17 protein-coding genes are annotated in these 20,517 nt (G+C 45.0%); 8 read left to right on the top strand and 9 right to left on the bottom strand.

The window, feature by feature from the left end; genetic code table 11:
* Window positions 1-34: 34 nt before the first annotated feature.
* Window positions 35-955: an HDOD domain-containing protein gene (locus KI655_RS16785; RefSeq protein ID WP_285407294.1), complete on the bottom strand. Its 921-nt coding sequence runs from the start codon at window positions 953-955 to the stop codon at window positions 35-37.
* Window positions 956-1,320: 365 nt separating this feature from the next.
* On the opposite strand from KI655_RS16785, the gene KI655_RS16790 reads away from it, so the two are divergent.
* Window positions 1,321-1,902: a TfoX/Sxy family DNA transformation protein gene (locus KI655_RS16790; protein WP_285407296.1), complete on the top strand. Its 582-nt coding sequence runs from the start codon at window positions 1,321-1,323 to the stop codon at window positions 1,900-1,902.
* 119 nt (window positions 1,903-2,021) lie between these two features.
* On the opposite strand, the gene KI655_RS16795 is transcribed toward KI655_RS16790, so the two are convergent.
* The 3 genes from KI655_RS16795 to KI655_RS16805 all read right to left on the bottom strand — a co-directional run bounded on the left by KI655_RS16795 (window position 2,022) and on the right by KI655_RS16805 (window position 5,184).
* Window positions 2,022-2,564 (bottom strand): hypothetical protein, encoded by a 543-nt coding sequence (locus KI655_RS16795; protein ID WP_285407297.1) that lies wholly within the window; start codon window positions 2,562-2,564, stop codon window positions 2,022-2,024.
* Window positions 2,565-2,750: 186 nt separating this feature from the next.
* Window positions 2,751-3,248, bottom strand: a complete 498-nt coding sequence (locus KI655_RS16800; RefSeq protein WP_285407298.1) for a response regulator — start codon at window positions 3,246-3,248, stop codon at window positions 2,751-2,753.
* Complete coding sequence (locus KI655_RS16805) at window positions 3,241-5,184, bottom strand: ATP-binding protein (RefSeq protein ID WP_285407299.1); 1,944 nt, start codon at window positions 5,182-5,184, stop codon at window positions 3,241-3,243. The genes KI655_RS16800 and KI655_RS16805 overlap by 8 nt, the downstream gene beginning before the upstream one ends.
* Window positions 5,185-5,369: 185 nt before the next feature.
* On the opposite strand from KI655_RS16805, the gene KI655_RS16810 reads away from it, so the two are divergent.
* From KI655_RS16810 to KI655_RS16825, 4 genes are all read left to right on the top strand, one after another.
* A complete protein-coding gene (locus KI655_RS16810; protein WP_285407301.1) occupies window positions 5,370-6,632 on the top strand; it encodes a DUF945 family protein in 1,263 nt (420 codons plus the stop codon).
* Between the two features lie 212 nt (window positions 6,633-6,844).
* Window positions 6,845-7,939, top strand: coding sequence for a 3-phosphoserine/phosphohydroxythreonine transaminase (serC, locus tag KI655_RS16815; protein ID WP_285407303.1), 1,095 nt, complete (start codon window positions 6,845-6,847; stop codon window positions 7,937-7,939).
* A gap of 338 nt (window positions 7,940-8,277) precedes the next feature.
* Window positions 8,278-9,441, top strand: coding sequence for an extracellular solute-binding protein (locus KI655_RS16820; RefSeq protein ID WP_285407305.1), 1,164 nt, complete (start codon window positions 8,278-8,280; stop codon window positions 9,439-9,441).
* A 23-nt stretch (window positions 9,442-9,464) separates the two neighbouring features.
* Entirely contained in the window at window positions 9,465-11,399 is a 1,935-nt protein-coding gene (locus KI655_RS16825; RefSeq protein WP_285407367.1) for a GGDEF domain-containing protein, read from the top strand.
* A gap of 75 nt (window positions 11,400-11,474) precedes the next feature.
* Here the strand turns inward: KI655_RS16825 and KI655_RS16830 are convergent, their stop codons facing one another.
* Together KI655_RS16830 and KI655_RS16835 are read right to left on the bottom strand one after the other, a co-directional pair.
* Window positions 11,475-12,191: a 3'-5' exonuclease gene (locus KI655_RS16830; protein WP_285407306.1), complete on the bottom strand. Its 717-nt coding sequence runs from the start codon at window positions 12,189-12,191 to the stop codon at window positions 11,475-11,477.
* 5 nt (window positions 12,192-12,196) lie between these two features.
* Entirely contained in the window at window positions 12,197-14,086 is a 1,890-nt protein-coding gene (locus KI655_RS16835) for a DUF294 nucleotidyltransferase-like domain-containing protein (RefSeq protein ID WP_285407307.1), read from the bottom strand.
* 148 nt (window positions 14,087-14,234) lie between these two features.
* Between KI655_RS16835 and KI655_RS16840 the strand changes: the two genes are divergently transcribed.
* On the top strand, window positions 14,235-14,876 hold the full coding sequence (locus tag KI655_RS16840) for an outer membrane beta-barrel protein (RefSeq protein ID WP_285407308.1): 642 nt from the start codon (window positions 14,235-14,237) through the stop codon (window positions 14,874-14,876).
* Between the two features lie 123 nt (window positions 14,877-14,999).
* Here the strand turns inward: KI655_RS16840 and KI655_RS16845 are convergent, their stop codons facing one another.
* The 3 genes from KI655_RS16845 to KI655_RS16855 form a co-directional block, all read right to left on the bottom strand.
* On the bottom strand, window positions 15,000-16,190 hold the full coding sequence (locus tag KI655_RS16845) for an amino acid aminotransferase (protein WP_285407310.1): 1,191 nt from the start codon (window positions 16,188-16,190) through the stop codon (window positions 15,000-15,002).
* Between the two features lie 225 nt (window positions 16,191-16,415).
* Window positions 16,416-17,918, bottom strand: coding sequence for an HD domain-containing phosphohydrolase (locus KI655_RS16850; protein ID WP_285407312.1), 1,503 nt, complete (start codon window positions 17,916-17,918; stop codon window positions 16,416-16,418).
* Window positions 17,919-18,203: 285 nt separating this feature from the next.
* The gene (locus tag KI655_RS16855; protein ID WP_285407313.1) at window positions 18,204-18,503 is read right to left on the bottom strand and encodes a hypothetical protein; all 300 of its coding nucleotides are present in this window, start codon (window positions 18,501-18,503) and stop codon (window positions 18,204-18,206) included.
* 211 nt (window positions 18,504-18,714) lie between these two features.
* Here KI655_RS16855 and KI655_RS16860 point away from each other — a divergent pair, with 211 nt between their 5' ends.
* Both KI655_RS16860 and KI655_RS16865 read left to right on the top strand, forming a co-directional pair.
* Complete coding sequence (locus tag KI655_RS16860) at window positions 18,715-20,121, top strand: PLP-dependent aminotransferase family protein (protein ID WP_285407315.1); 1,407 nt, start codon at window positions 18,715-18,717, stop codon at window positions 20,119-20,121.
* Window positions 20,122-20,228: 107 nt separating this feature from the next.
* On the top strand, window positions 20,229-20,435 hold the full coding sequence (locus KI655_RS16865; RefSeq protein ID WP_285407317.1) for a hypothetical protein: 207 nt from the start codon (window positions 20,229-20,231) through the stop codon (window positions 20,433-20,435).
* The last annotated feature ends 82 nt before the right edge of the window (window positions 20,436-20,517 follow it).

Below are 20,517 nucleotides of genomic sequence, written 5' to 3' on the forward strand. Positions count from 1 at the left end.
ATTCCCTCGATGCTGCTTTTAGCGGTTTATCGCCTTATAAACCGCTCGCACTGATAACGTCGTTAAGCTGTACGTGGAACTCGTTGTCATTTAAGTTGCTGAGTTGATAGAGAACTTCAGCTCCGGTGACGTTGAGTTCGACTTCGTGAGAGTCGATGTTTTCATCATTGTTTCTAAACATCAAGAGATGATTAGCAATTCGTGCGATATCGAGGTAAGAAACGTCTTTCTCACTGTTTATAGAGGACTTATTAGAAGAGACATCAATAAAATCACGGTCAAATCCCCACTGCTTTAATACCAGTTGGCTGGTGGCAGAACACTGAGTTTGGAAGATCTGCAATGCGATATCTTGGTCGAGATAATTGCCTCGTTCCAAATAGTTGTGATATTCGCTGACTAGGCAGAAAAGACCGATATCCGCCAGTAGGCCGACCAAGAGCGCTTTCTCTTGCTCTAGGTAGCTGTATTCTTTTGGTTCAAACTCTTTGAATTGGTTAGTCACCAAAACCATAGTGGCACCGAGCTCTTTCGAAATCGACGCACTTTGTCTTAACAGCTGATTGCAATCATGGCTGAGATTAACGCTGTGCTTCAATTGCTCAATGGCTTGAGCGGTCACAATATCTCGGACTCGAAGAATACCGAGGCGCGATACAGCGGTCATGATATCGACGCAGGTAATGTTGCGGCGATTAAATACGACTGAGTTAGCAACACGAATCACAATGGCGGTAAGGCCGGGATCCTCTAGCAAGCATTTTGCTACATCGGCGATTCCGGTAGATTCAAGCGTACAAAGTTTCTGAATTTTTAAAACCACATCTGGGATAGGAGGTAAGTTGATTCTGCCAGAGGCAATAGAGCTGCTAACCAGTTGGGCGAACTCAGTCTCAAGTCCTTTGAGTAGAAGTGCTTTGTTCTCAGGAAGCCAATAGAAGGATAAATGATTCATATAAAGGGAATAAATAATAAGACAACTGCAGTTTACAAGCCGGAATGCTGCCGCGCAATAGGACATAAGTAAAAATCGGTTTCAGTCTATAACAGCTAAATTTGAACCGGGATAACATTAGGCGTCAAAATGAAAGCGACGAATAATGGCGTAATGTGATATCAATCATGAAATCCCTCGATACTCAATTAATTGCTGTGACCTAAGTCCAGACTTAATTTTCTTTTCGAAGTATGATTTATTTCAAAGGTGACAAGCAATTCATAATAGTTACCTATATTTAGAACATTTTATTTTCGCATACAAAAAAGCTGCTTATCTGGTGATCGTACTAATCGGGGTAATTTGATTAAGGATCAATGGATATGACCGAGACAGCATTTATTAATTACGTAAGTAAGTTTGGTGAGCACCAAAAGCGTTCAATGTTCGGAGGTACTGGCCTCTTTCAGAGCGACGCGATGTTTGCATTGATTAGCGAAGGCTGCTTATTTATTCGCGGCGGTTCGTCACTCGATGAAAAATTGACGGATCTAGATTGCGAGAAATATCGCCACGTCAAAAAGCAGACAACAGCCACTGTAAATTACTACGATATTACCGATCTGTTTACGTGTGAGCACCCTGAGCTGGATAGCATTATTCGTACTTCTATCGATAATTCAGTTCAACAACGTAGTTTCAAGAAATCGACAGCGAGTCGCCGTCTACGTGACCTGCCTAACATGCAATTGACGTTAGAGCGCATGGTTAAGAAAGCGGGTGTCGAGGATGTTTCTATGTTTATGCAGTTAGGCGCATCTGAAGTCTTCAGTAAGGTTCGTAAAACTTACGGCAACGATGTAGACCTAAAGCTACTTTGGAAATTTGCTGGCGCAATTGATGGTATTCACTGGAAACTGCTTCAAGAACCTCGTAAACAACAGCTATTGAAGAGCTGCCACTAGAATCCACATATATGCTCAAAATTATTCAAAACAAATAAAAACCGAGGACATAATCCTCGGTTTTTGTTTATCTATTCAATCGCTTAACAAGCCACTTTTCGACTTTTCGTTCAACTTTATTAGAACTTAAAGCGAGTAGTGAACATGATTTGATCACCGTAGAAGTCGTTGATACGAGCTTCAGCACCTAGAGAGAATAGCTCTGTAGAGTGGAAACGCGCGTATACAGAACCGATCCAATCGTCGTTGTCATCGATAGATACGTAACCCGCTTTACCACCAACCTCAAGCTGTGGACCTAGCCATTGGCGAACACCAAGGTTTAGTTCCATACCAAGATCCGTTGAGCTAGAGTCTTCTGGCTGTACGATACGCATCAGCATTTCACCAGTAAGGTCAGCCCAATTGTTGATTGGAGAGTGGAAACCAAGACCAACAGCAGAATCGAAGTCGCCCTCAAATTCAGAGTCGATACGTGCTACAGCGTGAGCATTTGGGTGAATTGACTTACTGAACGCGCCACCGAAAGTAACTGGGCTTGCGCCGATACGAGCTTCAAAGTAATCGTAGCTGAAGTTGCTCATCACTTGTGGTTGATCATCGGCAGCAAATGCTTGGCTAGATGCCATAAGCATAGCGGTAGTCAGTAGAATTTTACGCATAACGACAGTAAACCTATATTAATGTTAATTCCCTGTGTCTGCACCCAGTGGCACAAACAATAATTTTGAGACATTCTAGTCTAACTTGTAGAAAAGTAATCCTTTTAAATGTCATTCATTTGTCATTTAGCTAAAAAGTAAGCAAATTGGGTGCCATTGTGCAACTTTGATTGCCAGAATTGTAATCTACTCGCCAAAACTGGTTCGTTTATTCGCCATAGTTGTAAGAATTCGTTCGGTGTCGAGAATCGAGGTCCATTGCAACAAATTATCGTCTTGCTGGATAACATAGTCGGTAAGTTGTTGTGTAATGGTGTCTCTGAGCTCATTGCCGCGCCACGGTTTGGAGATATAGAAGTCGAGTGCGGCGTTATTGATTGCCGTAACGGTATCTTCTAACCCAGCTTGTCCGGTTAAAAGAAGTTTGCGCGTTGGCTGAGTCGGAGCATTCTTATTCAGCTCAATCAGAAAATCGATGCCGGTTTTTTCGGGCATAATGTGATCGCAGAGTATAAGCGCCAATTTTATGCCGTCTTGGTGCATTTCTTGAATCACCTCTTTCGCTTCATCGACCGATTCTGCTCCCTCAACCACAAAGTGCTCTTCGAATGGTGCAAGGTCTTGAAGGACGCTGTTGAGCACTTCAGGCTCGTCATCAACACATAGTATTAGGTACTTATTCATTTGAAGCTCCTTGTGGTTCAAGAGGTAGCCATACCTGCATCGAGGTATAACAGTTAGGCTCTGATTCAACGGTAATGAACCCGCTATGGGCGGTTACGATTTGTTGAGAGATAGAAAGTCCAATTCCGAGTCCGAAGTTTCCTTCCTTCTTAGTGGTGAAATTGGGGCTGAAGATGGTTTCCAAGTGGGCGCTGTCTATGCCATGTCCATTGTCCTTAATCTCGACGACCAAGTGTTCCTGTTGATCGCGCTCTTTTACCGAGGTGGTAATTTCAATCGTGCCGCGTTCGGGTAGGGCATCTAAGGCGTTAGAGAGTAAATTAGTCCAGACTTGCTGCAACGCTAGGGGTTGACAAAGCAGACGCGGTAAGTCGGTATCATAGTGCTTTTCTACGGTGTGGACTTTGAGTCGATTTTCAAAAATCACTAACGTGTCTTCTAGCCCTTCATGAAGATCGGCTTGCAGCTTGGCCTCGTCATCTTGTCTGGCGTACCCCTTGAGGCTTTTCACCATGTCGGCGATTCGTTTACTGCAAACATGGATAGAGCGAATGGAGTTGCCAACCAAGTGGTAGTGCTCTAAGTCGTTTAATAGCTCTTTAGCGGCATTCGGAGACTGTTGAAGTGTCTCTATCACTTGCTGTTGGTCAGTCAGGTTAAGCTTGACCGCTTTCTTAGCCAAAGTTCGATCACTGATTGTTGAAGATAGGGCTTTAACGAGATCTCGCTCTTGTGCGGTCGACAGAGGCTTGGATTGTTTCGCTTTGTCGAGAACCTGTGTGGCGAGTGTCGAGTTAGGCAAGGTGGAGTTAACCAAAATCGAATCGAGATTGTCGGCAAGCGTTTCAATGCTGCGAAGAATTGCGGCAATCGGATTATTGAGCTCATGAGCAACACCGGCCACCAGTTGACCCAACATTGCCATCTTCTCTTTCTCAATCAGTTGCTGGTGGGCAGATTCGAGTGATTCCAGCGTCTCTTGCAGGCGAAGCTTGGTGGTAATACTGCGCTGCAGACGGCGATTGAAGTGGCGCAGTAGTAGATTGGTGAATAGCGGTAACAGGGTGCTGTTTGAATGCATCACTTGCGAGAATACATCTCGGTCTAACTTGATAACATGGGTTGAGGTTAGGGTAATTGCGGTTGAAAAAGAGGGCTCACCCGTCACAAAGGACATCCCGCCAACGATATTCCCTTTGGTATGCCGAACCACTTCGCGTTGCTGCCCCAGTTCGTCTTTCTTATAAAGCGCCACTTCACCTTGTGTAATAAACCATAAGAAGCGGTTGTCTTCGCCCTCTTTAGTGAGCAAGTGATCGGAAGAATAGACGCGTATCGCTTTGGTTTTGTCGTTTTGAGAGAAAAAGTCTTGCAGTGCAGTGATCACTTTTTCTGCTAAAGCCGAATCTGACAGCTGATGAAAGTCATGAATAAAACCCGATTGGAACGAGCGAATCTTCTGTTCTATGTGAGCTCTAAGGATACGTTGCTGGTCGAGCACTTGGCTGTAGGCAAGCAGGTCATCGGACGCGTACTTTATGATGAAAGAGGTGAGCTCCTTCTGTGCAGATTTGAACAGCACTTGATCAGGCACGGGCTTCGTCAAACAGTGATTCAGACGTCCTTCATTAACTGCGGTTAAAATAATTTGGATATCTGACGATGCGCTAACCAAAATAGTGCGCGCAGTATTAGTATGGGGTAACTGCTCTAGCTCAATAAGAAACTGCACGCCATCGAATTGAGAATGGTGGTGTGTAATCACTAGAGCGACAGTTTGATGGTTGTCGTGAATGTCTCGCAGAGCCTGATGCGCTTCGTCGAGATCCTCAGCCGTATAGATATCGAACGCCGCCGAAAGTGGGGCGAGTTCGATCCTTATTCGCTCAATGCTAACAGGATTATTATCTAAACAAATCACAGCGTATTGATTCACATTTTTCCCTCAATGACTTCCCTAGCATTAGAATATCAATATGCGTCAGTAAAGGATGAGAGCTAGTTAGTAATTTGCCGAGCTGATTGAAGTATCAGGCAATAGACTGATTTAACTCAATGTTTCCTGAATGCTATTGTTAGGTTAGACTGAGTAATACAAACGATCGTAATTAAAGAGAACACATGGAACAGCTTAGAAAAATTGGTGCCATCGGCGGCGCTATTTCATTAGCACTCTGTTGGCCGCTAGCCGTTGGTCAGATTGGACAGAATGCGATTACAGATGGTATCGCAACATTAAACAGTTCTAGCATTCAGGCTGAAATTGTCGACTATGACCGCGGTTACTTCTCATCGAATGTTAAAACACGCATTACGGTTGTTGATGAGAGCTTAAAAGAGCAGTTGGAAATTGATGGCTTACCGAGTGAGTACATTGTGAACAGTGACGTTAGCCATGGTCTGATTGGCCTTGATGCACTGTCGACACTAGAAGACCAGCCAAACCTACCACTGACGTTAACAACAAGCACAGAGCTGAATGGCAATACAAGCTTTAACCTTGAGTTAAGCCAGCTGAACCACCAAGGTACAGAGGAGAACGCTACATCGGTCTCTATTACGAAATCAACGGTGTCTGGTCACGCGACGGTATTAGGTCAGATCGATTACAAGCTTGATATTCCTTCTATTCAGATTGATTTCCCATCTGGCGAAGAGATGACCCTATCCAACCTACAAGGTGTTGGTGAAGGCAAACAAGCGAAAGGTTACTGGCTAGGTACGCAAAACTTCACGATTGAGTCGTTTGCGGTGACCGATGCAACAATGCAGCCTTATGTCTCTATCGAAAACTCTCAATACGATTTTGAATCACACCTTGATGAAGCGACCAAGCGTCTGCGCAGCAACCTAAAGTTAAACATCGCATCGATTCAAACCAGTGACGGTGAAGTGAACAACCTGAACGTTGACTTTGAGATGGATAAGTTAGATAGCCAGTCGTTTGAGAAAGTCTTTGAGATCTACCAATCGAATCCAGTACTAACACAGGAAGACATCGAACAGATCATTCCTTACATCGATACTCTGTTCGCAAAAGGTTTCGACCTTTCAATGAAGAACATCTCGCTCGACCTTGGTGAGGGTGAGTTCCAATCTAAGTGGTTAGTGAGCGTTCCAGAAGGTACTGAAAACATCAGCAGTGATCCGAGCCTAATCATTCCTGCTCTGACAGGTGATATCAGTTCAAGCTTCTCTAATGAGCTAGTCCAAGAGTATCCATTTATTCAAGAAGGCATCGATGAATTGATGGTGATGGAGATGATTAAACAAACGGATACAGGTTATGAAATTCACGCTGCGCTAGAAAATGGAAATTTAGTCTTTGAAAATGGGCAAGAAATTCCACTAATTGCACTGTTAATGCCGGCTTTAATGCAGTAATTTGAAGTGCAATCATCGTGAATACGACCAGTAGCTAGCCAAAGCTAAGATTTTTAACCGATACATAACAAAAGAGGTCTGTAGACCTCTTTTGTTGCTTTTTATGTTGAGTAAAACGTGGTATTACTTGCATAGTTATATCGATCTACCGTTTTATCGAGCCTTAGTTTTTAATCTAGCCTAGTTATTATCGAGCAGGAGCATCACCCCCCATGGAAAACACTTTAGATAACGTTTTTAATTTCAGTGCAGGTCCGGCAGCATTACCAAAACCAGTAATGAAGCAAGCGCAAGCGGATTTTATCGACTGGAATGGCTTAGGCACATCCGTGATGGAAATCAGCCATCGCAGCAAAGAATTTATTCAAGTAGCGGATGAGTCGGAGCAAGACTTACGTGATCTTTTGAATATCCCTGACAACTACAAAGTTCTGTTTTGCCAAGGTGGCGCACGCGCTCAATTTGCTGCGGTTCCACTGAACCTGTTAGGTGATAAAACCAAAGCAACGTATGTTGATGCGGGTTACTGGGCAGAGAGCGCCGTAACTGAAGCAAGCAAGTACGCAGAAATCGATGTATTTAATGCGAAAACGACCGTTGATGGTAAAGCTGCTGTGGTTCCTGCGAGCGAATGGAAGATTGACCCAGAAGCGGCGTATGTTCACTTCTGTCCAAACGAGACCATTGATGGTATTGAGATCAACGAGCTGCCTGTAACAGATAAGCCAATCGTTGCAGACATGTCTTCAAACATTCTTTCTCGTAAAATTGACGTATCAAAATACGGTGTGATCTACGCTGGCGCTCAGAAGAACATTGGCCCTGCGGGTATCTGTATCGTGATTGTTCGTGATGATCTTCTAGAACTGGCAAATTCAGTTCTACCAAGCATCTTGAACTACAAGGTGCTTGCTGAGAAAGACTCTATGTTCAATACACCGCCAACATTTGCGTGGTACTTGTCTGGTTTAGTGTTCAAGTGGCTAAAAGCGGAAGGCGGCGTAGAAGTGGTTGAGCGCGTTAATAAAGAGAAAGCTGATTTGCTTTACAACGCGATCGACGAGTCAGAGTTCTACCGTAACCAAGTTCACCCAGCGAACCGCTCTCGTATGAATGTACCTTTCCAATTGGCTAAGCCTGAGCTAGACGGCAAGTTCCTAGAGCTTGCAGACAAAGCGGGCCTTAAGTCACTAAAAGGTCACCGAGCTGTGGGTGGTATGCGCGCATCTATCTACAACGCGATGACGCTAGAAGGCGTTCAAGCTCTCGTGAACTTCATGAAAGAGTTTGAAAAAGAGAACGCATAATTGCAAAACGTATAGTCGCTAAAGACGATTTTCCTAAAGGGTGTCACGGTGTGGCACCCTTTTTTGTATCTGCTATTCGTGCGTTACCTTTGGATGAGCATGCAACATAAAGCCCACACAGCTACATAAGATGAGCCAGGTCAAGACACGGAAACTATTTCCTCGTCAATCATAACCGTACGCGTTATTGTAAATGGTACTCAATGCCGTGGAGATAAAAGCTCCGTTTGAATGGGTGTTGATGGTGAATTTTCTTCTTTTTAATGAACAAATACTATATAACGTATCGCCGCAAATTTGCGGTCTCCAATAGCGTTTGTTTTGGCAATGAGGCAGGTTTGAAAATATTAGCGGGGCTAGCAGCGTTTCTCCTTTTGGTGGCGCATTCTACGACAGTGACGCAGGCAGCAACCATTGAGATATGGGCAGGCATAGAATTTGAAACAGCTCAGAACGTAAAAGAGCATGTAGAAGCCTTGACCGAACATACGGTTGAAGTTCGACCTTTTGATATCAATAGCATTCGAGCTGAGTTAGTGGTCGCTGATCCAAGGGATGCCGCGTTCCCAGATGCGATTTGGGTGCCTTCAGACTTCCTAGGCTTATCTGACTACATTGATATTTCAACCATTCCAAACAGTTGGGTGGATAAGAGCCGCTATGAGCCAAAAGCGTTGGAAGTGGTCGACATTAATGGACAACTCAAAGCGTTGCCTGTTGCGATTGGAAATCAATTAGCACTTTACTCACGTAACCAAGTCAGGACACCGGTAACATGGGAGTTGTTGATTGCTCAGGCACAGGCGTCGTCGCGTAAAACGATCGCATTCCCTAATCCAAATATGTACTTCTACTTGTCGTTCCATCAGCTATTTTCGAATCAACCGCTATCGTCTCGAAATATTGACGGTGAGAGTGTGGTCGCCATTTTTGATTTTATAGAACATCTAGAGAGTCAAGGCGTGATTGCGAGCGATTGTGATAACCAGTGTGCACGCAAAATGTTTATCGAAGGTGAGATCGACTATCTCATTGATGGCGACTGGGCGTATCACCAACTCGTTGAAGCGGAACCTAATCTAACCATTAACTCACTGCCGACTTACAAAGGTAAGAAGATGGCGTCATTCAGTGGTGCAAAAGTGTTCGCGATCACTGAGAAAGGGATGCAAGACATTGAAAAGCAAATGGTGCTGCGTGAAATGGTCAGCTACTTGCAGTCGAACAGATTCAGCTATCTGGCACGAAGTGACGCCATGATGTCGCCGTTTAAAGATGTGAATCATAAGCGAATGACATCCAATCAAAAAGATTTCACTCAGATGTATCGCCAGTTTCAGGCTGCGCAGATGATGTCGAGTGACTACTATATGGCGATCGTTTGGGAGGCCTCTGCACGCGCTCTTGAGCGTTATAAGTTGGGGATGCCAAAGGATGAGATCCCAGCTTTCTATGATGATTTTGTGGCGCGCTACGCTAAGCAAGTCGGAGGGAAACAATAGTGAGGCTCTCTCTCAAATACACCATGGGTTTGGTGCTGTTCTGTTGTGCGATTATGCCGGTTTATTTTGCAGGCCAGTTAATTCTGAATAAGCAGTCAGAAAGCTTGTTGGAGCAGAAGTTAGTCAAGCTTGAGAATTCTACCCAAGGCATTACGCAAACCGTACAGAGCCAAATCGATCTGACTTTGCGCCTAACAGAGTGGTATGCCCAAGATCGATCTCTGCTTAAAGCGGGGAATAATGTCTTCTTCTCCAGCGTGGTTTGGGAAAAAATGGCGCGCTTCAATGAGCTCGCAGAAGGCGTTTCCGCGACTTACATTTTGGATAAGAGCTGGCGCCCAATTTACGACAACAAAGGCAGTCTATATCACTTTGAAAACAGTCAACTGCTCAGTCAGATTAAACGAGCCAAGGCGACCTATGTTCAGGGAAAGCTGTTCCATAGTGAATTCGCTGAACCATCGATTGCAGATGAGTCCAACTCAGGCATAGCGATTGTTGCGCCAATACTGCCTTATCGATTGGTAGAAGGGTCCAAATACTCACCTCAAGGCTATCTCGTTGTATTAGTGGGTTATGATCAACTTCAAGCCAAGGTTGAGCCATTTCTTTATGAGCAGGAATCTGTCGAGTTTCACTATTCCCATACTGCGGACTTGAACCCTGTCGATAAAGACGCGCATTTGGTGACCATCAGCAACCCACTTTTTTTAGAACCGTTATCGGTTGAAGTGAAGCACAATGTCTCTGATGAAGCTCGCCAAGAAGAGATGCAGCAGGCGCAAGTGGTGTTCGTGCGAATCTTGTTTGCGACGTTTGGGATAGCCGTTGTGTTCGCTTTGGTATTGAACCACTGGTTCTCACGTCAGCTGAATTTGCTGTCAGGAGCTGTGGAGTCTTATTCTCAAGATCAGTTACCCACCAATAAGCCTGAGCAGCATAGGTTCTCTGAGTTTTTTGCCTTCAGTGTTTTGCTCGATAAGATGTGGCAACGCATTGGACTTCAGTTAGATGAATTAACCATTCGCAATGACAAGCTGAAATCGGCGTATCAACAGATCAAAGTGAACAACGCTCAGCTGGAAAATTTCAATATCCAACTTGAAAAAACAGTCGAAGAGAAGACGAGCAGGTTGACCAATTCACTTCAGCGTGAGGAAGACCAAAAGCGCAGTATCATGAGGATTGTTGAGTTTTCTTCGATGCGACAAGGGGTTGAGTACCGTTTGATCCCTAATCTAGTGGAAACCCAACTAGGGGCCCTGCTTTCGGTTAAGAGCATTCAATTCTCGTTTACCAAGCCTTCGTTACGAGAGAATAAGGCATTCCGTTACCAATCCCTTCTCGATTCTAAAGGGAAGGTGATTGGATACTTTAAACGCAGCAATGATGAGCCGATGCTGAATGATGAAGAGCAGTTGATTTTCGACCTCTACCAGAAGCAGCTTGCCGCATGGATTGAGCTAGAGAACCTGACTCGAATTGACCTCGCAACAGGTTGTTTTAATCGCAAAGCGTTCGATGATGACCTTAATTACAGCGAGCGAAAAGTGCTGGAAAAAGGTTGGGTGTTATCGTTGTTGATTATCGATGTTAACGGGTTAAAACCGACCAATGATATTCATGGGCATCAAGCGGGTGACCGATTAATTCAAGCGTGTGTTGATATTGTACAAGGGCGTTTAGACGGGCATAGCAATATGTATCGACTGGGTGGGGATGAGTTTGCCGTGTTGACCTTAACGCCAAGTGCTCTGCCTAACGTTGAAGCGCTTAAGACGCAACTGTATGCCGACCAGAAACAGGCGCACATTTTGGTCAATGCTCAGCAGATACCTGTACTCTTTTCTATTGGTCATGCCCAGAGTGACAGTTCTGAACTCAGTGACATGTTCAGCGTCGCAGACCAAGACATGTATAACGAAAAGCGTCGCTTCTATGAGGCCCAAAGCGATTAAGGCTTTCAAGGGCAAACAAAAAGGAGCTGAGTCGCTCCTTTTTTATCGTTTTTGTGATGGGGCGCTTTATCCCATTTACAGCCAGAACTCTTTCAGGGGACGGCTCGCATCGTAGTGATGGGCAATCTGCGCTTGAAGGAGTTCAGCGGTGGCTATCGCGTCCGTTAATGCGTGGTGCGGCGTGTAATCGGGAAGGTGATAGCGACGTCGGCTTTGACCAAGTCTGACTGACCCCGGCTTTTTACCTTTGAGTTTGTTCCATAAGCCGCCAGCGAGCTTGTACTGCACTTGAGACTCAATCTCTAACGTATCCAACACTGGGAACTCTATCCCTTCACCTAAGCGCACACGCAGCGCGTTATCGAGGAAGTTACGCTCAATGCGGCGATAGTGAACCACTGGGATATGTCCAGCCATCGCTTTTAGCACTTCATCCAGCACTTCATTCAGGTCTGGAGCATCAATGATGTCGTTGTGAGTGATCCCGTGAATCACCACTGACTCTTCCTCAAGCTTTTGGCTTGGTCTTAGTGTCCAGTGACGCGCTTGTTTAAGATAGATGCGGTTGAGCGTAAATGGCACCAAGCCAATCGTAATGATGCCATCTTTCGATGCATTCAATCCGGTTGTTTCAAAGTCCAACGCCAGAAAGGTCACCTCAGAGAGTGGGGTATCCGGGTCGGGCAGAGGCTTAGTGTAGAACTCCTTGAGTCGTTCATCTTTAACGCGGTCGAGTTTTTGCGCGAACTTAAAGTGCCAATCTACCGCAGGTGACTTAAATATTTTATTCATCGTCTCTACTTAAAATTGTTGTTGGCTTGGTAACGGAACTTCAGGAAGTTCTGAGCATTACTTAGGATCTGGAACGCATCTTTTAAATTGCGGCGCTCAAAGTCCGATAGGTTCTCAGGCTCGATATTGTTGTCTGGTTCAATATTATTATCGACGTCCAGTGCTTGGTGGCGAATACGAACCATAGAGATAAACTCCATCGCATCCTTCAGATCTTGAGCTCGCCCTTTCGGTAGGATACCCGCATCGATGATGTCATCTAGTCGTTCAAAAGAGTTCTTTGAGCGTGAGGCAACCGCGAGAGAGTGGACACGAATCAAATCGGCCAGTGGCGCCGTACCGCGTCGTTTAAGGTTGATGGAGTTATTATGACGACCATCTTTCTCCATCACGAAATCTTTGAAGAAACCAAGAGGTGGTGTACGGTTGAGCGCATTACGTGCCAAACACGCCAAGAAACGGTTGTTCTTACGCGAACGGCGAACAATAAAGCTGTTCAGCTGCTCAGCCCATTTCAATCGTCCATAAACACCATCTAGGTCGAAGAAGATCGAGGCATTAAGTAGCGCTTTCGGGTTTGGATTATCAATCCAGTCAGCAAAGCACTCTTCCCACTCTGTGCGCGTCATACGCCAAGTTGGGTTGGTTGCCATGATGTCGCCAGTACAGTAGCTATAGCCACACTGATCTAAACCATCACAAATGAACTTAGAGAAAGCCTCAAAGTAAGCGCCATGCTTGGCTTCGTTGTATGTGTCGTCGAGAATAATCGCGTTGTCTTGGTCGGTAACCAGTAACTGCTCATCACGGCCCATTGAGCCGAGAGCGAGGAAGCAGTAAGGGATAGGCGCGTGACCTAATGTCTCTTCTGCAAGTTCAATGATACGCTGTTTGAAGCTTCGGCCAATTACCGACATTGCCGTTCCCACCATGTGAGCGTTGGCGTCTTCGTTGACCAAACGAACAAAGCTGTCTTTGACCTGTTCTGAGAGCACTTTAAGATCTTCAATGCTCTGTTGCTGGAAGATGCTGCTCACCAACAGTAATGAGTTTTGAGATTCGTAGCGGACAATGTCAGTCGCTTCGATAATACCGATTGGCTTCTTATCTTTAAGTACTGGCAGGTGGTGTACGTTGTAGCGAAGCATGGTCATCATGGCTTCGTATACGTAAGCGTTGTGGTCGAGAGAGATAACCTCTGGTGTCATTACGCTAGAGACTTCATCCGACGGATCAAGTCCTGCTGCAAGCACACGTGTACACAAGTCGCGGTCGGTGATGATGCCGATCACGGGCGTTGAATCATCTTCATCGTCTTCAACAATATCTGGGTCGATAATCAGCAGTGAAGAGACATTATCTTCTGCCATCATGGTCGCTGCTTGTTGAATGGTGCGCGTTTTTTCGATCATCGGTGCATCGCTAGTCAGTAGCGTTTTTACCTTTGATGTCGTGAGATCGTTCGCGTCGCTGTTGTTTGAAATGGCTTGGCGCAGGCGGGCGTTATCTTCTACCTCTACAAAATCGGCGAACGAGTCGTAACCGTCGTAGAGTTCTTGAAAGATGGATTCTGGGATGCAGTACAGCAGGGTATCTTCGATGGCTTTGACTGGGAAGCGCACCTTGTTATTGGTTAGCAGACCCATTTGACCGAATAGGTCACCCTCATCTAAACGGTTATAGAGTTCTCCTTTACGTCGATAAACCTCTACTTCGCCACTGCGTACCACGTATAAATCGTGGATTTGGTCGCCAAAGTGAATAATGGGCGTATCTTGACGGTAATAGGAGATTTCCACGCTGCTTGTGACTTTCGTCAGCATCTCTTCCGGTAATTCACTAAAAGGGGGATATTGCGCGAGGAAATTTTGAATCTCTAATAACTCAGCATCCATAATAATCATCCGTAAGTTAATATGATTTCATGGTACATCATTTGATAATTTTTTTCCGGGACAAATCATTCTGTGAGGTAAAACCTTTTTAAAGTCTTATGGATAGACTAACCTTTGATTTAAAGAAAAAGTGTTAAGGAAGAGTTAAATGTCGATATGGAAGCTGGGCTTAATCTCTGTATGTACTGCTTTCTCTGCAGGCGCTATGGCTGAAGATAGAGAATCAACCATTCTCGATTATAACTACGTTTCAGCCTCGGTTTATTCGGGCAGCTTAAATGAAGATGCTGGGGGGAATAATAACGCCTCCGTGTTTGGCTTGGATGTAAGCTATGAAATGACGGACCAGTGGTTGCTGATTGGTGATTATACTGCACGTTTTATTCACCCAGATGAGAGTACTACGCGTATTGATACCCTCATGGGAGGCGCGGGTTATCGTTTTAATATCCGCCAAGATCTTGATGTCGTCGCTTCTTATTTGTTAGGGGTAACGAAAGGGGAAATCGAGCTCAATTCAAATAATAAAACCCTTGAATCGGATACTGAATTTATTCATGGCGGTAAGGTTGAGCTGAACTACGGCTTTGCTAAACGTTGGGTTGCCAATGGCAGTATTCAAGCCAATCGAAGCGACCTGTTTGATGAAGAGATTTACCACCTAGGATTACGTTATAAGGTGACGTCTAAGTTCTCAATTGAAGGGGCATATCAGCACCGAGACGGTGAAAGTGATGGTGCCGGGGAGCGTACCAACGAACTGGGTTTAGAGTTTAGATTGGAGTACTAGCGGGCTAAAAACGCTAACAAATCGACGTCTCATGTCGGTTGATGTATCGAAACGATAGAAAACACAATCATTCAATAACAAAAAAGCCAGCAGAAAGCTGGCTTTTTCTACATTCGACGTCACTTATAGTACCGCTGCGATGCCTTTGCATAGTGGTAGCATGTTTGACTTAGTCATACCTGCAACACTGATACGGCCAGAGCCAACAATGTAGATCGCAAACTCTTCTTTTAGGCGGTTTACTTGCTCTTTAGATAGACCAGAGAAAGAGAACATGCCGTTTTGACGTTCGATGAACGTGAAGTCAGCGTCAACACCTTGCTCTTTAAGCGTCGATACGAACAGTTCGCGCATCTCTTGGATACGGTCACGCATTTCTGCTACTTCAGCTTCCCACTCTGCACGCAGTTCAGCATCGCCTAGGATGTGAGTTACAACAGCACTGCCGTGCGCTGGTGGGTTAGAGTAGATAGAACGGATGATGCTCTTAACTTGAGAGAAGGCTGTGTTTGCAACGTCTGCAGATTCTGCAACCAGAGTAAATGCGCCAACACGCTCGTTATACAAGCCAAAGTTCTTAGAGAACGAGCTCGCGACTAGGATCTCTTTGTTGTACTTAGCGAAAGTACGAAGACCAGCAGCATCTTCTTCAACGCCTTTAGCAAAACCTTGGTAAGCGAAGTCGAATAGTGGAAGAAGTTTCTTCTCAGCAACCAGCTTAGCCAGCACTTCCCACTCTTCTGCTGTTGGATCGATGCCTGTTGGGTTGTGGCAGCAGCCGTGCAGTAGAACGATATCGCCTTCAGAGGCTTTCTCTAGGTCAGCAACCATGCCTGCGAAATCTTTGTCTTTAGTCTCTGCGTTGTAGTAGCTGTATTGAGCCGTTTCAATACCAGCAGCAGAGAAAACACCGTTGTGGTTAGCCCACGTTGGGTTACTGATCCAGATCTTCACGTCGCCAAGTTGACGCTTGATGAATTCACCAGCAACACGTAGAGCACCAGTACCACCTGGAGCTTGTGCCGTTTTAGCACGTTGAGAAGTTACGATCTCAGCGTCAGCACCGAATAGTAGTTTCTGTACCGCTAGGCCGTACTCAGCAGTACCTTCAATTGTTAGGTAAGATTTAGTTTTCTCGTTTTCTAGAAGAGCTGCTTCCGCTTTTTTTACGGTTTTTAAAACTGGCGTTTGGCCATCTTCATTTTTGTAAATACCAACACCAAGGTTGATTTTTTCTGCGCGAGCGTCTTTTTTAAACTCTTCAGTCAGGCCGAGAATAGGGTCTGCTGGGGCAGCGAGTACTTTTTCAAACATAATCTTCATCCATGTCAATTGAGAGGGGATAGTATCTAGTGGTATTTATACCTGTATGAAATTTTGAAGACAATACGAATTGGGTAGAAAGAGGAAAAAAAATCTATTTCGTTTGAATTTATGAGTAAAGCACGAATATATCTAATAAAACACCCTACGGATAAACCAATAGGGTGTAAGAAATTAGTGTGTTTTGTCTTAATAGCGAAGCGTCTGGTGGGGACGTTAAGCGGGTTGTAAAGTGAAGTTTTCTCGCTCTAACTCATTGATATCCTGCTTTCCATCTTTATGAGTTGCAGCTATTGCAACAAATTTCTGTTCTACGGCTAAGAAGGCTTCCACAACATCGGGGTCAAAATGTTCCCCCTTGCCCTCAATAATGATGCTTTTTGCTTTATCGTGGCTAAACGCTGGCTTGTAAACACGTTTAGAGATTAATGCGTCATACACATCAGCCAGTGCCATCAAGCGGCCAGACAGAGGGATGTTTTCACCCGCGAGTTGGTTGGGGTAACCGCTGCCATTCCATTTTTCATGGTGGGTTAGAGATATCTCTTTTGCAACTCTTAGGAATGAGCTGCTACCAAGTTGACCTTCGGCAATAGACAGCGCCTCAGCACCTATCTCTGGGTGCTTTTTCATGATGTCGAACTCTTCATCGGTCAGTTTACCTGGCTTTAGCAGCACGTTGTCAGGCACGCCGACTTTTCCAACATCGTGCAACGGGGCCGATTTGTACAGTAGCTCTATGTATTCTGGTGTGAGTAGAGACGCGTGTTTCGATGACAAACTCATCTGTTCGGCTAAGGCTTTGACATACTCTTGTGTTCGTAAAATATGCGCGCCTGTTTCGTTATCGCGAGATTCTGCTAAAGCAGACAAGCTCACAATTGCGACGTCGCGGGTGGTTTTTACCTCTTGCTGAACCGATTGAAGACTGTCGAGCATGTCATTGGTGAGTGATGCCATAGAGCCAAGCTCATCATGGTTGAAAACAGGCAGGCGAGATTGAATATTCCCTCTGGTGACTTCAACCAGTGCGCATTCGTGACTCAATAGAATTTTCTTAATCAGCTTGCTCCACATCGTCATGATCACTACAGCGTAACCGCCCAAAACAAGCGATAGGTAAGCAAACTCTTTCATGATACTGATCTTGCCACTGCCATCTAAGATGCGTTCTGGATTGTGCTCAAGCCAGAACACATCCTTTATTGCTACCATGCTGAGCATTAAGGTTAACGAGGTCAGTAAAATCAACACTAAACCAATCAATTGCTTAACCAATGACTGACGAACGCCACTTAATTCAATGCTGTTAGCGCCTTGAGTTTGGTAGCTATCCATCTGTTTTAACTTTGAATCTAATTCAAGAATACTGCCCGTGAAAAAGCCAAACAAAGCAAGCCCAAACAGTACCTTGAGGTTGCTGTCTAATGGGAAGTCGTAACTCAGGTTGTAATACGTCGCGAGAGGTACACTGAAAGCGAAAAACAGCGTGGTATCGAGCTTGATGTACTCGCTTTTTTGAAAAGTAGCCCAGCGCGTTGCGATTTGAAGGCGTATGAAGAGTAGAGCTGCAAAAACCAGTCCTACATGAGTTAGGGTTTCGATTGCTGTGAGTGTTTCAAGCATTGGGCAGACACGGCTGCCGTAGGTTCCAAACAGCAAGCCCGCAAGAAGGTAGAGTTTCGCGGTTAGGTTAGCATTGTAGTGCGAAGAATCCATCGATTAATCCTTGTTATTATCCTAGTCTGCTTCCATGACTCTTTATTAGAACGAGGCAGGCAAAAAAACATTTCTTAATAATTATTATTTTGTATGGATTTTGACGATTCTATCGGTGAGGGGCGAGAATTGATAGAGCTAAGTGAACATATTGAGTGATTTGTTAAATGAAACGTTTGCTTTTGGAAAGTCGGTTAAAGTGAGGTGAGCCAGTAAAGGTGAGACGGGGAGAGGAACGGTTCACTGGCAAATTTGGCTTCACCAGTGAACGTATAATGAGCGGTTCTATTTCTTCAAGTTGATCTCAGCTTCTACTGAACCCGCTTCAATTTCTGGGTGTGAAGCAAGCTTATCTGCAGCCCATTGGTTGATGTGTTTTAGGATTGCCGATACTGCATGTTTTTCAGTTGCAGGTTGGTCATCGACAAGATCGAGTTTCTCTTTTGGGTGCGAGCCAGTCGCATCTTCAGCGATGTGCAGCCAATCTGGGTGCCAGTAATAAGGCTGACCACTCGGCGTTGTCCAACTGTGGACACCATTTGATTCACCTTTGTACTCTAAGTGTTCTGCTTCTATCTTTTTCATTATGGTCTCGCATTGTTATTGTGAACATCTGTATAAGTTTAGAGCGATCTAGATTTATCGCTATGCATCAAAGTTAGCAGAGCACGTCAGTAGTTCTGTGAAGTTTTTCACACAATTATATAAATGATGTTTAATCAGTGGGATAGCTATAATCTAAGCCCATGTTAATGCTAGAGTATTGGGTTTATTGATTCTTTAGGTACTAGAGTTTATGGCACGTTACGAAGAGCTGGCAAAGGACATTCGCACTCAGATAGCCAATAATACTTGGCGATCTGGCGAGAAGATCCCGTCAGTTCGTATGAGTTGTCGTAACTATAAAGTCAGCAATAGCACTGTTCTACAAGCCTACCAGTTGTTAGAGAGCGAGGGCTGGATCATCGCTAAGCCGCAGTCCGGCTATTTTGTTGCACCGAAAATTGAGACGTTAGTAACTCTGCCTGAAGCTTCAGAGCCTAAGCGAGCCATCAATGATCGATTGTTCGATTTCCTGACCTCGAGCTCAGCAGAGGGCGTGGTGCCATTTGGTTCTGCCTTTCCCGACCCTGACCTATTTCCGCTGCCTGTGTTGACGAGAAACCTCGCCAGTGCAGGTCGCAAGATGACTGGCGCCAGTGTTATCAATAACCTGCCACCCGGGAGTGAATCTCTAAGGCGTCAGATTGCACAGCGTTATCTTCAACAAGGTATCGCTGTAAGCCATCAAGATATCGTGATCACCTCTGGCGCAATGGAAGCGCTCAATCTAAGTTTACAAACCGTCACTAAGCCCGGTGATACCGTTGTGATTGAAGCGCCAGCTTTCTACGGAGCATTGCAGGCCGTGGAACGATTGGGCCTGAATGCGATTGAAGTCGAGGTTTGCCCAAAGCAGGGGCTGAATATTGAAGCATTTAGGCAGGTGCTCAATGACCATGACGTTAAAGCGTGCTGGCTGATGACTACCTTCCAAAACCCGACGGGTACTTGTCTATCAGAGCAGAGCAAGCAAGAGGTTACGTCTATTGCTCGTGAGTATCAGACATTGATCATTGAAGATGATGTCTATGCGGATCTCTATTACGAAGGGGAAAAGCCTAAACCGCTCAAGGCTTATGATACTGACGACTCGGTATTGCTATGTGGTTCTTACTCCAAGAGTCTATGCCCCGGTTATCGAGTTGGTTGGGTGGTTAATGCCCGTTATCACAATCAGATTCAAAAACAGCAATTGCTGTCTACTTTATCGAGTAGCGCACCTGTCCAACTTGGGGTCGCACACTTTTTGACGCACGAGAGCTACGACAACCACCTACGCAAGCTACGTAAGCATCTACAAGCAAGAAAACAGGGCTTTATTGATGCGATACGAGAACACTTCCCGACCTCGATTGAATTGGAAGAGCCACAAGGAGGGTACTTCATCTGGGTTCGTTTTCCAGAATCATTTGATAGCCATAAGCTGTATAAACTGGCGATGGAGCAGGGGATCAGTATTGCTTCGGGTGATCTGTTTAGTGATAGCCAGCAAGTGTCTCATGCGATTCGACTCAACTTTTCTCATGAATTTACTCCTGAGCGAGAGTCTGCATTGAAAACGGTAGGGAAGTTGGCTCATCAACTGTCGAGGCGGTCATAAGGTTGCGTTTTCAGAAACTGTACGCCTCGAATCACGCATAACTGTACGCCTTTCAACAACATAATCTGTGATTGAATAACGGTAGACCAAATATTGGAGAAACCGTTATGTTGAAATCCCCAGCCGGTAATGAACTTAAGCTCATCTTAGTCGCGATTTTTTGTGCCGTTTTATTGATCTTCGGGCATGTCCTGCTCGCTAAAGCCTTTGCTGACATGGCATGGACTGAATACACCACAGCTGCTATTCCCTTTGTTCTGTTTGGTATCTGCGCGTTGGCGATTCGCTATGCGGAAAAGCAAGATCAAAGTTAATATCTTTATACTCCTATATATCCCCCATAAAAAAACCTCCGCAATTGCGGAGGTTTTTGTTTTCTTTCTTTTAATTCTAGCT

Origin of the sequence: Vibrio sp. D404a (genome assembly GCF_030248535.1) — a bacterium.
GTDB lineage: Bacteria > Pseudomonadota > Gammaproteobacteria > Enterobacterales > Vibrionaceae > Vibrio.

Excerpts from the sequence above, each read along its gene's own strand:
- KI655_RS16785 (WP_285407294.1), bottom strand. The coding sequence starts at position 955 with ATGAATCATTTATCCTTCTATTGGCTTCCTGAGAACAAAGCACTTCTA.
- KI655_RS16790 (WP_285407296.1), top strand. The coding sequence starts at position 1,321 with ATGACCGAGACAGCATTTATTAATTACGTAAGTAAGTTTGGTGAGCAC.
- KI655_RS16795 (WP_285407297.1), bottom strand. The coding sequence starts at position 2,564 with ATGCGTAAAATTCTACTGACTACCGCTATGCTTATGGCATCTAGCCAA.
- KI655_RS16800 (WP_285407298.1), bottom strand. The coding sequence starts at position 3,248 with ATGAATAAGTACCTAATACTATGTGTTGATGACGAGCCTGAAGTGCTC.
- KI655_RS16810 (WP_285407301.1), top strand. The coding sequence starts at position 5,370 with ATGGAACAGCTTAGAAAAATTGGTGCCATCGGCGGCGCTATTTCATTA.
- serC (WP_285407303.1), top strand. The coding sequence starts at position 6,845 with ATGGAAAACACTTTAGATAACGTTTTTAATTTCAGTGCAGGTCCGGCA.
- KI655_RS16825 (WP_285407367.1), top strand. The coding sequence starts at position 9,465 with ATGGGTTTGGTGCTGTTCTGTTGTGCGATTATGCCGGTTTATTTTGCA.
- KI655_RS16830 (WP_285407306.1), bottom strand. The coding sequence starts at position 12,191 with ATGAATAAAATATTTAAGTCACCTGCGGTAGATTGGCACTTTAAGTTC.
- KI655_RS16835 (WP_285407307.1), bottom strand. The coding sequence starts at position 14,086 with ATGGATGCTGAGTTATTAGAGATTCAAAATTTCCTCGCGCAATATCCC.
- KI655_RS16840 (WP_285407308.1), top strand. The coding sequence starts at position 14,235 with ATGTCGATATGGAAGCTGGGCTTAATCTCTGTATGTACTGCTTTCTCT.
- KI655_RS16845 (WP_285407310.1), bottom strand. The coding sequence starts at position 16,190 with ATGTTTGAAAAAGTACTCGCTGCCCCAGCAGACCCTATTCTCGGCCTG.
- KI655_RS16850 (WP_285407312.1), bottom strand. The coding sequence starts at position 17,918 with ATGGATTCTTCGCACTACAATGCTAACCTAACCGCGAAACTCTACCTT.
- KI655_RS16855 (WP_285407313.1), bottom strand. The coding sequence starts at position 18,503 with ATGAAAAAGATAGAAGCAGAACACTTAGAGTACAAAGGTGAATCAAAT.
- KI655_RS16860 (WP_285407315.1), top strand. The coding sequence starts at position 18,715 with ATGGCACGTTACGAAGAGCTGGCAAAGGACATTCGCACTCAGATAGCC.
- KI655_RS16865 (WP_285407317.1), top strand. The coding sequence starts at position 20,229 with ATGTTGAAATCCCCAGCCGGTAATGAACTTAAGCTCATCTTAGTCGCG.